Source organism: Bradyrhizobium australiense, assembly GCF_013114825.1.
Taxonomy (GTDB): domain Bacteria; phylum Pseudomonadota; class Alphaproteobacteria; order Rhizobiales; family Xanthobacteraceae; genus Bradyrhizobium; species Bradyrhizobium australiense.
This window is the reverse complement of sequence record NZ_JAAVLX010000006.1, coordinates 279,742-292,882: the sequence shown is the minus strand read 5'-3', so window position 1 is coordinate 292,882 and position 13,141 is coordinate 279,742. Positions and strand designations below refer to the sequence as shown.

Genomic DNA, 13,141 nt, shown 5'->3' with positions numbered 1-13,141 from the left:
CCGAATTTGGCCGCAGGAAGCTGTTCCGAAAACCGGTGGATAGCAACCTATCAATCCCGCCGCGGGCTGATCTTCCACGTAGCGGCCAGAATACCGGCGGTCAGCGCGCCGCTGATCATGGCGGCAACGGGGATTGTGACGGCGAGGGCTGACGTCGCGGCCCAGCCGATCGAGCAGAAGGCTTCCGCGAAGGTCGCCAGCCGCGACGAGGTCTGGCGGCGGCGGAACTGGCTGCGTTTAGCCTGCACGCGGAACCAGAGCTGGATCGCGGCGGCGGAGACGGTCGCGATGATGACGCCGAGCGCGGTGACGATCGCCTGCGTCACGGAGGCAAACGCAAGCGCTGCGATCAGCGGCGCGAAGATGGCGCCGATTGAGATCAGCACTACTTCGATCTTGGCACGGATCACGCGCGAGGGCGGCAGCGGCGCGGTCGCGACCAGATCGGCGGCATCTTCTCCTGATATGGTCAGCCAGGCGAGGCCGCCGGCAAGCTGGCCCGCCGCCATCACAACCACAGGCGTGATCAGCACGATCGCATCAGAGCTTTCGGAAAAACTTCGCCACAGCATCAGGGCCGGCGGCACCAGATAGAGCAGTTGCATCAGGCTTTGCGACAGCAGCCACGGGTCGCGCCGCAGCAGCAGGAACTCCTTGGTGCGCAGCGCCCATTGCCGCGAACCGCCGCGAAATGCCGTCGCGCGCGGCCCGCGACGGATAGACCGCGTGGTTGCGGCGACGCGGACGACAGTATTGGCAAATCGCGGCGAGAAGATCGCCATTACGGCGCCGAGCAGCAGGAGCCCGCCGGCCATGAGCCACGACAGCACCATACCATCGCCGATCGCCGCACGCGCCGGCCACCACAGCGGACTGTCGAGATCGGGCGCATAGGCTGAAGCGGCATCGGAGGTCAATACCGCGAAACGAGATAACGTGCCGTAAGAAAGGATGGCTGCGACCTGGAGCGCGATGACGAAACCGGCACCGATGACGGCCGCCACGATCTGCGCGACAAGGCGGGTGCGGCTCGGGCCGATCAGCGTGAACAGCAGCACTGTGATAGCGATTGCGACGGCCGCGGCCGAAAGGCCGATGGCGACGACGACGCCGAACGCCGAGAGCCAACGCGCGCCGCCGCCGATCACGAGAACGTCGACAAAGGGCGTCGACAGCAAGAGCGCCATCCCGTTGACGGACAGCCCAATCGCTGCGATCCGCACCGAGAACACGTTGGCGAGGTTGGCCGGTGACGACATCAAAAGATCGAGGTCGGCGCGGGCATAAAACACCCGTGTCACGGATTCGATCGCCTGCGACAGCATCAAGGCCCAGGCGAGGAAGATAGTCGCCGTGATGACGATCAGCTCCGGCTTGCCGAGCGGAGCCTGCAGATCGGCGAAGCGGCCGATCACGGCATAGGCCGGCAGATGCATGATGGCGGCGAACACGACCAGGGCGATGATGGCGCGCTTTCGTTTTCCACGGCTGCCGGTCATCATGGCTAGCCATTCGCGCCAGGCCAGTCGGATTTCGTGGCGGGCAAACCAGGTGAGCGCCGCGGCCGAACTCATGCGGCCGCCGCCTCGGCGTCGACGAGCGCGATGAACATGTCTTCGAGGCTGGTGTCGCCACGGCCGTTCTGCTGGCGCAGCTCGGCGAGCGTGCCCTCGGCCACCAGCCGGCCCGCGGCAATGACGCCGATCCGGTCGGCCATCCTCTCGGCGACTTCGAGAATATGCGTCGTCATGATTACGGTGCAGCCGGAACGGACGCGCTCCTGCAGCAGGCCCTTGACGTGGCGCGCCGACAGCGCATCGAGCCCAGTCAGCGGCTCGTCCAGGATGATCAGCCGGGGATCGTGGACCAGTGCGCCCGCCAGCGCGACCTTCTGGCGCATGCCCTTGGAAAATCCCTCGCAGCGTTCGTGCAGATGCGGCTCCAGTCCGAGCGACGCCAGAAGCTGGTGAGCGGAAATTTCGGAAACCGACGGATCGATGCCCCAGAGGCCTGCGACGAATTCGAGATATTCCAGCGGCGTCAGCTTGTCGTAGATCATCGGTTCATCGGATACCCAGGCCGTGATCTGCTTGGCGGCGACCGGATCGGCGAGTGCGTCGATGCCCAGTATCGAGACGGTGCCGGCGTCGGGCTTGAGCAGGCCGGCGACCATGCGCAAGGTCGTGGTCTTGCCGGCGCCGTTGGGGCCGAGCAGGGCATAGAACTCGCCGGTGCGAACGGTGAGGTCGAGCGCATCGACCGCCGGGCGATCAAAACGCTTCGTTAACCCTCGCACCTCGAGTGCCGATACATCCGCTTTCATGATTTCGGAACGATCCAGTTGGTCGTCGCGGACCATGAACCGAAGAACTTTCGGCGCGGTGAATCTGGTGAACCAAATCGCGCCGAACCCCGCAACTTCCCGGGGCTGCGGCATTTCTCCGCAATTGTTAACGGCGCCGCACGCAGCGCTTTGTTGACAGGGATCGGCGCTTTGGGCTCAATGCAGCGGGACATATGCGGCTGCAGGCATCGTGGATGCCCGGCAGCGTGTAGACACAAGATGCGAAAGAGGCGATCGACAGAATCGCCCGGCATCGGGGAGGGAAATGATGCTGGACTTCGTTCAGCAGCTGGTGAGTGGCATCGCGCTCGGCTGCGTGTACGGCCTGATCGCACTCGGATTTGTGCTCGTTTACAAGGCAACCGAGGTCGTCAATTTCGCCCAGGGCGATTTGATGATGCTGGGCGGATTCTTCGCCTTCACGTTCATCGGCATGCTCGGCCTCAATTACTGGCTTGGATTTGCCGGCGCCGTCATCGCCATGGCCGCGTTCGGCATGTTGGCCGAACGCGTCGTCGTGCGCCCGATTCTCGGCTATCCGCAGTTTTCCATCATCATGGCCACGATCGGGCTTGGGTATTTCCTGCGCTCCGTGGTCGGAATGATCTGGGGCACCGACGATTTCAAGATCGAGACCCCGTTCAGCCAGGGCGTGCTGCGGATCGGGTCGCTGGTGCTGGCATACGACAAGCTCTCGGTGATTGCAGCCACCATCATCCTTTGCGCGCTGCTGTACCTGTTCTTCAACCGCACCACGCTCGGCACCGCAATGCGCGCCAGCTCCGAGAACATGCTGGCTGCCTACTACATGGGCATTCCTGTCAAGCGTGTGGTGTCGATCGTGTGGGCGATCTCTGCCGCGGTTGCCACCGCCGCCGGCGTGCTGCTGGCGCCGATCACCTTCATTCACTCCAATGTCGGACTAGTGCTGGGCCTGAAAGCATTCCCTGCCGCCGTGCTCGGCGGCTTTGGCTCGATTCCGGGTGCCGTGGTCGGCGGCGTGCTGATCGGCGTGATCGAGAGCATGGCCGGCTTCTACCTGCCGCAGGGCTGGAAGGACGTCGCGCCCTACATCGTGCTGCTGGTCGTGCTGTTGCTCAAGCCCGAAGGCCTGTTCGGTGTTCACATGCGGAAGAAGGTCTAATGCGTTTTCTCTTCAAGACGGATTACGAAGACGACATCAAACTGTTTCCGCACAGCGGCTACGTCGTTTCCTACGGAATCCTGCTGGCGTTTCTTCTGATCGCACCGTTCGTGCTTTCCAGCTACCTGGTCAGCCAACTGGTATTCGTCTGCATCTATGCCACCGTGGGCGTAGGGCTTATGATCCTCACCGGCTTCACGGGGCAGGCGTCGCTCGGGCACGCCGCCTTTCTGGCGATCGGCGCCTACACGGCGGCCTATCTGCAGCAATACAATGTTCCTTTTCCGGTCTACTTTCTGGCTGCTGGCCTGCTGACCGGCGCGGTCGGTGCGCTGGTCGGATTTCCGGCGCTGCGGCTGACCGGCATCTACCTCGTCATTGCAACGATTTCGTTCGCCTTCATCGTCGAGGAAATCCTGGCGCGCTGGGAAACCGTAACCAACGGCAATGAGGGCATGCGCGTCAAGACGCTGAGCCTTTTCGGGCAGGCCGTGCCTCGCGACGGCCCGACCTTCTATTATCTCTGTCTTGCCGTCCTGGTCCTCACGATCGTCGGCACCCTCAATCTCCTGCGCTCGCCGACGGGGCGCGCCTTCGTCGCGATCCGCGACAGCGAAACTGCGGCGCGCAGCATGGGCGTCAACGTTTCGCTCTACAAGGTGAAGTCGTTTGCGATCAGCGCGGCGATCACAGGGCTCGCCGGCGTGCTGTTCGCGCACAAGCTCTCCTTCATCTCGCCGGAAATGTTCACGCTGCAGCTCTCGATCGAGTTCATCATCGTGATCCTGATCGGCGGCACCTTCAGCCTGCACGGTGCGGTGCTGGGCGCGATCTTCCTGGTCATGATCGATCCGTTCCTGACGTATCTCAAGGACGATCTGCCTGGCATCGTCGCCGGCATCGCCGCAACCTTCGGCGCCGACAGCATCACGGCGGGCAAAATTCACGGCAATGTCGCCGCCATTGCGTCCGCCAACGGCCTGAAGGGCGCGATCTACGGGGTGATCATCGTGCTGTTCGTGCTGTTCGAGCCGCTCGGCCTCTACGGGCGTTGGCTGAAAATAAAGCTCTTCTTCCAGCTCTTCCCGCTCTACAAGCGCGCCACCTTCAAGCGTCAGAAAATCTACGTGAAATCGGAGCGGAACCGATGAGCTATTTCCGCGCGGAAAATCTTTCTCTGCACTTCGGCGGCTTGAAGGCGGTCGATTCCGTCAGCTTTGCGGTCGAGAAGGGCGAGATCCTCTCGATCATCGGCCCGAACGGCGCCGGCAAGAGTTCAATCTTCAACCTGATCTCGCGCATCTACCCGCCGACCTCGGGCAAAATCTATTTCGAGGACCAGGACATCACCGAGCAGCCGGCCTACGACATCGCCGGCCTTGGCATCGCCCGCACATTTCAGAATATCGAATTGTTCGAGAATGCGACCATGCTGAGCAACCTGCTGGTTGGCCGGCACCGCCACTCCACAACGCGGCTCTGGCAGGAGCTGTTATTCCTCCCGAGCGTGCGTGCCGGCGAAAAAATGCATCGCCGCCGCGTCGAGCAGGTGATCGAATTCCTCGATCTCGAAGTCTATCGTGACAAGCTGATCTCGGGATTGCCTTACGGCGTCCGCAAGGTGATCGAGCTGGCGCGCGCGCTGTGCTCCGAGCCGAAGCTGATTCTGCTGGACGAGCCGTCCTCCGGGCTCAATGTCGAGGAGACCGAGGACATGTCGTTCTGGATCCGCGACATGAGGACCGAGCTCGGAATCACCGTGCTGATGGTCGAACACGACATGACACTGGTCAATCGCGTCTCCGACCGCGTGATTGCGCTCAACTACGGCCGCGTGCTGGCGATGGGATCGCCGTCCGAGGTGCAGCGCCATCCCGACGTCGTCGCCGCCTATCTCGGCGCATGAGGATGATGCCATGAGCGCTTCCGACATCATCCTCAAGCTCAGCAACATCGAGAGCTATTACGGGCCGATCATGGCCATCCGCGGAATCAGCCTGGAGGTGCCGCGCGGCCAGATCGTCACCCTGCTCGGCGCCAACGGCGCCGGCAAAACCACCGTGCTCAAGACCATCTCAGGCATTCTCGATCCGCAAAAGGGTTCGATCGATTTTCTGGGCAAGCCGATCCAGCGCATGGAGGCTGACAAGATCGTGCGGTTGGGCTTAAGCCACGTGCCGGAGGGACGCGAGGTGTTTCCATTCCTCTCGGTCCGTGAGAACCTGATGATGGGCGCCTATCCGCGCAAGGATCGCGACGGCGTCGCCGATGATCTCGACCGCGTCTACGGTTATTTCCCGCGGCTGAAGGAACGCATCAACCAGCCGGCAGGGCAGCTTTCCGGCGGCGAGCAGCAGATGCTGGCGATCGGGCGGGCGCTGATGAACCGTCCCACCCTGCTACTTTTGGACGAGCCCTCACTCGGCCTGTCGCCGATCCTGGTGAAGGAGATCTTCACCATTATCAAGCGCGTCAACGAGGAGCAGGGCATGTCGATCCTCCTGGTCGAGCAGAACGCCAAGGTAGCGCTGGAGACCGCGCATTACGGCTACGTGCTGGAAATCGGCCGGGTCGTGATGAACGACAGCTGCGAGCGGCTGATGAATTCAAAGGACATTCAGGAATTCTATCTCGGCGCTAAGGAAGAAGGTGCCCGCGGCGAGCGGCGCTGGAAAAAGAAGAAGACCTGGCGTTAGAAGACTTGGCGCTAAAAGATCTGGCGTTAACCGTCGCGGTCAAAAGCGTGGCGTTAAGAACGAGTTAGAGCTAAATTCGAGCCCTGCTTCGACAAGCAAGACCGGTTCAAACACCGGCACCGGAAGCGGGCGACACTGGGAGGAAAAGAGCATGGCCAGACCGGCAGTGCTGACGGTCGCCGACACGATCGCGAGGAGCTTCTTGCTGTCCGTGGAAACACGCGGTGACCGGCCAGCGATCCGCGAAAAGAAGTTCGGCATCTGGCAGCCGACCAGCTGGCGCGAGTGGCTGCAGATCTCGAAGGATATCGCCTTCGCCCTGCATGCCACCGGCTTCCGACCCGGCGACGTCGCCTCGATCATCGCCAATGCGGTGCCGGAATGGGTCTACGCCGATATGGGCATCCTCTGCGCCGGCGGCGTTTCATCCGGCATCTATCCGACCGACTCCTCGTCGCAGGTCGAATATCTGATCAACGATTCTTCGACGAAAGTGATCTTCGCGGAGGACGAGGAGCAACTCGACAAGATCCTGACCTGCCGTTCGCGGTGTCCGACGCTGCAGAAGATCGTCGTGTTCGACATGGAAGGCCTCCACGGTTTCAGCGACCCGATGGTGCTGTCGCTGGCCGAATTCATGGCGCTCGGGCGCAACCACGCGCAGGGCAACGAGGCGCTGTGGGACGAGATGATCGGCAGCCGCCGTGCAGAGGATCTCGCCATCCTGGTCTATACCTCGGGCACCACGGGCCCGCCCAAGGGCGCCATGCATTCCAACCGCAGCGTGACGCATCAGATGCGCCACGCCAACGACCTGTTTCCGTCGACCGATTCCGAGGAGCGGCTGGTGTTCCTGCCGCTCTGCCACGTCGCCGAGCGCATCGGCGGCTATTACGTCTCGCTGGCACTGGGATCGGTGATGAATTTCGCCGAGAGCCCTGAGACGGTGCCGGACAATCTGCGCGAGGTGCAGCCGACCGCTTTCCTCGCGGTGCCGAGAATCTGGGAAAAGTTCTATTCCGGAATCACGATTGCGTTGAAGGACGCGACCACGTTCCAGAACTGGATGTACCGCAACGCGCTCGCGATCGGCAACCGCATGACCGAGTACAAGCTGCAGGGCGATACGCCGCCGCTGTTCTTGCGGCTCGCCAACCGCGCCGCCTATTGGCTGGTGTTCCGCAACATCCGCCGCATGCTTGGGCTCGACCGTTGCCGGCTGGCCTTTACCGGTGCGGCCCCGATCGCGCCGGATCTGATCCGCTGGTATCTCGCGCTCGGCCTCGACATGCGCGAGGTCTACGGCCAGACCGAGAATTGCGGCGTCGCGACCATCATGCCGCCCGACCGCATCAAGCTCGGCTCGGTCGGCAAGGCTGCGCCGTGGGGGGAGGTCGCGATCTCGCCGCAGGGCGAAATCCTGATCCGCGGCGATTTCCTGTTCATGGGCTATCTGAACCAGCCGGAAAAGACCGCCGAGACCATCGATGCCAAGGGATGGCTGCACACCGGCGATGTCGGCTCGATCGACAATGAAGGCTTCGTCAGGATCACCGACCGGATGAAGGACATCATCATCACGTCGGGCGGCAAGAACATCACGCCGTCGGAGATCGAGAACCAGTTGAAGTTCTCGCCTTACGTATCCGATGCCGTGGTGATCGGCGACAAGCGGCCGTATCTGACCTGCCTCGTTATGATCGACCAGGAGAATGTCGAGAAATACGCCCAGGACCACGATATCCCATTCACCAACTACGCCAGCCTGTGCCGTGCGCAGCAGATCCAGGACCTGATCCAGCGCGAGATCGAGGCCGTCAACGCCAACTTCGCGCGCGTCGAGACCATCAAGAAGTTTTACCTGATCGAGCGCCAGCTCACGCCGGAGGACGAGGAGTTGACGCCGACCATGAAACTGAAGCGCAGTTTCGTGAACAAGCGTTACGCCGCCGAGATTGAGGCCATGTATCGCGAGAAGGCGGTGGCTTAGGCGTATATTTTGGGACCAAAATATTTGAAAACGGCGAAGGATCGAGAAGGCCCACCCTTCGCGCAACACGGGCCAAGGAAGAGGAGACTGCAATGTCGAAATCGTTCAAGGTGCTGGCCCTTGCGGTGAGCGCCCTTGCGCTGACCCAACTGCCGGCCGCAGCTCAGACCAAGGTTACCGATCAAGGCATCTCGGCCACCGAGATCGTCGTCGGCACCCATCAGGATCTGTCCGGTCCGATCAAGGTTTGGGGCGTGCCAGTTTCCAACGGCATGAAGATGGCGGTGGAGGAGATCAATGCCGCCGGCGGCATCAACGGCCGCAAGATCAAGCTGATCCTAGAGGACAGCGGCTACGATCCGAAGCGCGCCGTGCTGGCGTCGCAGAAGATGGTCGAGCGCGACAAGGTCTTCGCCATGGTCGGCCCGATGGGCTCGCCCACTGTGCTCGCCGCGCAGGACATCCTGTTCGACGCCGGCGTCCTGCAGCTCTTCCCGCTGACGGCGGCCGAATTCACCTTCAAGTTCGATCCGGCCAAGCCGCAGGAGAGGCTGAAGTTCAACAACCTGCTGCCTTACGTCGAGAGCACGCGCGCCGCCGTCAAATACATGCTGGAGACCAAGAATTTCAAGAAGCCCTGCATCATGTATCAGGACGACGAGTACGGAAAGAACGTGCTTGACGGCTTCACGCAGCAGGTCACCGCGATGAAGCTGCAGCCTGCTTCGGTGACGAGCTACAAGCGTGGCGCTTCCGATTTCAGCGCGCAGGTCGCGAAGATGAAGTCCGACGGCTGCGATATGGTCGTGCTCGGCACGGTGATCCGCGAGACCATCGGCGCGATGGGCGAAGCCAAGAAGCTCGGCTGGGACGTCACCTTCCTCGGCGCCACGCCGACCAACGTGCTGGAAGTGCCGGCGCTCGGCAAGGAAGCGGTCGAGGGCCTCTACGCCGCGTCCGGTTTCGAAATCCCGTACGAGGACACGGCGAAGGGCAAGGTCAAGGATTGGCTCGCCAACTACAAGAAGATGTTCGGCACGGATGCCAATACCCAGGCGATCATCGGCTACAACGCCATGATGACGTTCGCGTTCTACGCTAACAAGGCGGGCAAGGACCTGACCGGCCAGAAGATGATGGACGCGCTGGAATCCGGCGAGAAGTTCATGGACATCTTCAACTCGCCGCCGACCAAGTTCTCCAAGACCGACCATCTCGCCAACACCATCACCCAGGTCCAGCAGATCAAGAACGGCCGCTGGGTGCTGGTCAAGGAAGGCCTGATGTTCTGAGGGGCACTTCGCTCCTACGATAATGGCCCCAACGACAAAGGGCTGCGCGAGAAGATCGCGCAGCCCCTATTGTTGCGCTTGAGGCTGGCCCAGAACTTCGTCACTCCGCTCCTCGCAATGACGATCGTCACTTCGGCCTTATCGCGTCCGCCGTGCCCTGGATGAAGGCCTGGATCTTCACCACGTCGGCTTCGGTCAGCTTGCCGGTGAAGTCGGGCATGCCCTGGTCGTGGAACGGGCCCTTGAACACGAAGTCCTTCAGGTTCTCGACGGTCTCTCTGGAAACGTAGCCGAGATTCCTGACATTGCCGCCCCTGTCGACGCCGGGTACGCCATGACACTGGGCGCAGGCGGTGACATAGAGCGCCGTGCCCTCCTCGACGTCCTTCGGGTCGTACTTGATGCCGGCGAGCAGGCCTTCAGTCTGGTACTTCACGAAGGCCGGCGGCGGCGCGTTGCCGTCGAGTGCGAACGTGTAGACGGTCCCCGGGCTCTGCAGTTCGGTAGCGCGGGCGGCAATTCCGAACACGCCGCCCCAGCCGACCGCGATCGAGACATACTGCTTGGCGTCGACCATGTAGGTCGAGGCCGCGGCCACCACGCCGCTACCGACCGGCGTCTCCCAGAGCTTTTCGCCGGTCGTGGCGTTGTAGGCAATGAAGCGCCCGTCTGCAGTGCCCTGGAAAACCAGGTTGCCCGCGGTGGTGAGCGTGCCGCCATTCCACGGCGCCACATATTCCGCGCGCCAGGCTTCCTTCTGCTTCACCGGATCCCAGGCGACCAGCCGGCCGAACGCCGGACTCTTCGGCGGCGTCGCATTCAGCATGAAGCCGAGGTTCCAGCCTGCAGCCGATGCGAATTTCCCGGGCGCCTGCGCGTTATGCTTGAACGTCTTTTCTGGCGTCAGATTCACCGGGATGTTCTGTGCCGGCAGATAGACGAGGCCGGTCTGCGGATTGAACGACATCGGATGCCAGTTATGGGCGCCGTACGGGCCCGGGATGCTGTCATACGGCTCCTTGCCGCGCGCCTCCTTCACCTCGATTGGCCGGCCGTTGGCGTCGTAGCCGGTTGCCCAGTTCACATCGACGAAGTTCTTGGCGGAGATGAACTTGCCGTTGGTGCGGTCCACGACGAAGAAGAACCCGTTCTTCGGCGCGTGCAGGATCACCTTGCGCGGCGTGCCGTCCATGGTGAGGTCGGCGAGGATCATCGGCTGGGTCGAGGTGTAGTCCCAGTGATCGCCGGGCGTCTCCTGATAATGCCAGACGTATTTCCCGGTGTCGGCGTTCAGCGCGACCAGCGACGCCAGATAGAGGTTGTCGCCGCCCGATGGGCTGCGCACATCCCGATTCCACGGTGAGCCGTTGCCGGTGCCGATATAGACGAGGTTGAGGTCTGGATCGAAAGTGATGGTATCCCACGCCGTTCCGCCGCCGCCGTTGATCCAGTATTTGCCGGCGGGGTCCCAGGTCTTGGCGGCAGCCGCCATCGATTCATCTTCGAACGGTTTTGACGGATCGCCCGGCACCGTGAACCAACGCCAGGCCTGGTTGCCGGTCTCGGCGTCGTAGGCGGTAACATAGCCGCGGGCGCCGTATTCCGCGCCGCCATTGCCGATCACCACCTTACCGTTGAACACGCGCGGCGCGCCGGTGATGGTGTAGGAATGCTCCTTGTCGATCAGCGTGTCCTTTTCCCAGGCCACCCTTCCGGTGACGGCATCGAGCGCAATCAGCCGCCCGTCATAGACGCCGACGAACACCTTGCCTTTCCAGAGCGCAACGCCGCGATTGACGACGTCGCAGCAGCCTTTGTAGCCCTTCGTGCGATCGATCTTCGGATCGTACGTCCACAGCCGTTTGCCGGTGCGGGCATCGATGGCGTGCACCACGCTCCATGACGCGGTCTGATACATAATGCCGTCGACCACCACCGGCGTCGCCTCGACGCCGCGGGAGGACTCCAGCGGATAGCTCCACACCAGCCCGAGTTTCTTGACGTTGTCGGCATTGATCTGGTTGAGCTTGGAAAAGCGCGTCTCGGCATAGTCGAGGCCGATGGTCGGCCAGTCGTTCGAGGTCGCGGTGTTGGCCTTGATCGATGCGCCGTCGACCGCGGAGGTAACGGCCTTGATGTGCTCGGGCGATCCCTTAGTGGGCATCTGCGCAAGGGCTGCGCCCCAGGATAGCGTCAAGCCCAGCCCGATTGCGATCATGGCCTGCGCAAGGCGCGCCGGTCGACGGGAAGTAACGGCAATTTCAGGAAATAAACGGCAAGCGGAATCAACGCGCGGCAAACGTGTCATCTCATTCCCTCCCAGTGATCTCTAGCGGATCTGGTGGAATGCTATGCTGGTGAGAAGGATCGCGTCAATCAAAGCAGCGCGCGAAATGAAAAAGAGAAAATCTGCCTCGTATGTTTTGCGCGAGCGTCTTCATCGAACGAATGCAGGCTGGCATAACGGCTGCGGCACACCATTCGCCGCGAGGCAGGGAAGATCAGGCAAGGAAAGCAGATTGTTGTCAGCCGTCGCCGCGCAACAATTGCGCGCTGTCACTCGTCAGTCGGCGCGTTCAGATGACCGATCCGCAGAGGCCGCGAGAAAACTCACGACAAGCGGAGCCGCAAGCGTACTGCCCGAGGCGTCGGCGAGCAGGGGAGCATCGGCGTATTTCATAACGCCGTGCTGACCGATCACGAATGTCGGCCGGTAGTTTCTGACGTCGGAATCCCAGACCATGGCCATGCGGCGGTTGTCGAGCATTAGCCAATGCCCCTCCAGCCGCGCGGCGACAACGGCGTGGTCTTCGCCATGGATGGTGTCGTGCAGGACCACGATTCTGAGATCGTCGGGCGCAAGGCCGGCGCGGCGCAAAGCTATGAATTTCGCAATGGCGTAATCTTCACAGTCGCCGCTGCCGCGCGCGAGCGTCGCGAGCGGTGAGGTCCAGACGTCGATCTGGCCGTGCTGGGCGAGGTCGCTGATCGGCCGAATGGCGAGATTGATCGCGCGGTTGATCTCGCCGACCCGGGCGCGGCCCTCGCGCAAGCGCGCGGCATCCACGATGTCGAGGAATTTCAACGCGGCCGGAGACACGCAGCCGTCACGGTCGCCTTCGCAGAGCGCGAGCTGCACCATTTCGTCGTCGAGGCGGCGCTGCACGCCGAGCCATTTGTCGTGCAGCCCGCCGCTCGAGAGGGAAGATGCGGTGAGCCCGAACGGCTCGGCCGATCGCTGCACCAGCTCCGCTGGCGCTGACGGCTCCGCTGTCTCAGCGCGCAAGTCGGCCGGTCCGAACCAGGCCAGGCCGCACACAACGATGCCCGCACGCCATGCGCGCGCGTAGACTGACAACCCCATCTGACGCCCCTTGTCCGGGCATCGGCGGGCTTGATTTGCCTGCGCGTGACCGGATCATTTTGCAGGGACAGGATGAGCGGGCCCGGCTTTTGATCTGCTTAAGGCGCGGCGAAAAGGGCCTAGGAAGTGCGAAATAACCTGAAGCTGGTCTTGCCGGCTTGCCGACAATTTTATCGATCCATCCGGCACTGGAGGTGATGGAATCCGTCGCGGCGCCGACCGGCTACCCCGCAGGAGCGGAGAAACCGGTGCGACATTTACGATTCCGAAGGGATCGCGAGATTTCGAATTAACCCTACCGGATGGCCTGT

10 protein-coding genes are annotated in these 13,141 nt (G+C 62.3%); 6 read left to right on the top strand and 4 right to left on the bottom strand.

Going from position 1 to position 13,141, the window contains the following annotated elements:
- Window positions 1-50: 50 nt before the first annotated feature.
- Together HCN58_RS20040 and HCN58_RS20035 are read right to left on the bottom strand one after the other, a co-directional pair.
- On the bottom strand, window positions 51-1,574 hold the full coding sequence (locus tag HCN58_RS20040; protein ID WP_171581104.1) for a permease: 1,524 nt from the start codon (window positions 1,572-1,574) through the stop codon (window positions 51-53).
- A complete protein-coding gene (locus HCN58_RS20035) occupies window positions 1,571-2,323 on the bottom strand; it encodes an ABC transporter ATP-binding protein (RefSeq protein WP_171581103.1) in 753 nt (250 codons plus the stop codon). Before HCN58_RS20035 ends, HCN58_RS20040 begins: the two co-directional genes overlap by 4 nt.
- A gap of 289 nt (window positions 2,324-2,612) precedes the next feature.
- Here HCN58_RS20035 and HCN58_RS20030 point away from each other — a divergent pair, with 289 nt between their 5' ends.
- From HCN58_RS20030 to HCN58_RS20005, 6 genes are all read left to right on the top strand, one after another.
- The gene (locus tag HCN58_RS20030) at window positions 2,613-3,488 is read left to right on the top strand and encodes a branched-chain amino acid ABC transporter permease (protein ID WP_171581102.1); all 876 of its coding nucleotides are present in this window, start codon (window positions 2,613-2,615) and stop codon (window positions 3,486-3,488) included.
- On the top strand, window positions 3,488-4,639 hold the full coding sequence (locus HCN58_RS20025; RefSeq protein ID WP_171581101.1) for a branched-chain amino acid ABC transporter permease: 1,152 nt from the start codon (window positions 3,488-3,490) through the stop codon (window positions 4,637-4,639). Before HCN58_RS20030 ends, HCN58_RS20025 begins: the two co-directional genes overlap by 1 nt.
- Entirely contained in the window at window positions 4,636-5,394 is a 759-nt protein-coding gene (locus HCN58_RS20020; protein WP_171581100.1) for an ABC transporter ATP-binding protein, read from the top strand. The genes HCN58_RS20025 and HCN58_RS20020 overlap by 4 nt, the downstream gene beginning before the upstream one ends.
- A gap of 10 nt (window positions 5,395-5,404) precedes the next feature.
- Complete coding sequence (locus HCN58_RS20015; protein ID WP_171581099.1) at window positions 5,405-6,184, top strand: ABC transporter ATP-binding protein; 780 nt, start codon at window positions 5,405-5,407, stop codon at window positions 6,182-6,184.
- Between the two features lie 151 nt (window positions 6,185-6,335).
- Window positions 6,336-8,174 (top strand): AMP-dependent synthetase/ligase, encoded by a 1,839-nt coding sequence (locus HCN58_RS20010; protein ID WP_171581098.1) that lies wholly within the window; start codon window positions 6,336-6,338, stop codon window positions 8,172-8,174.
- A gap of 92 nt (window positions 8,175-8,266) precedes the next feature.
- Complete coding sequence (locus HCN58_RS20005) at window positions 8,267-9,466, top strand: ABC transporter substrate-binding protein (RefSeq protein WP_171581097.1); 1,200 nt, start codon at window positions 8,267-8,269, stop codon at window positions 9,464-9,466.
- A gap of 127 nt (window positions 9,467-9,593) precedes the next feature.
- Here HCN58_RS20005 and HCN58_RS20000 read toward each other — a convergent pair whose 3' ends face one another.
- Both HCN58_RS20000 and HCN58_RS19995 read right to left on the bottom strand, forming a co-directional pair.
- Entirely contained in the window at window positions 9,594-11,684 is a 2,091-nt protein-coding gene (locus HCN58_RS20000) for a PQQ-dependent dehydrogenase, methanol/ethanol family (RefSeq protein WP_171581096.1), read from the bottom strand.
- A 345-nt stretch (window positions 11,685-12,029) separates the two neighbouring features.
- Window positions 12,030-12,830 (bottom strand): transglutaminase-like cysteine peptidase, encoded by an 801-nt coding sequence (locus tag HCN58_RS19995; RefSeq protein WP_171581095.1) that lies wholly within the window; start codon window positions 12,828-12,830, stop codon window positions 12,030-12,032.
- Window positions 12,831-13,141: the final 311 nt, after the last annotated feature.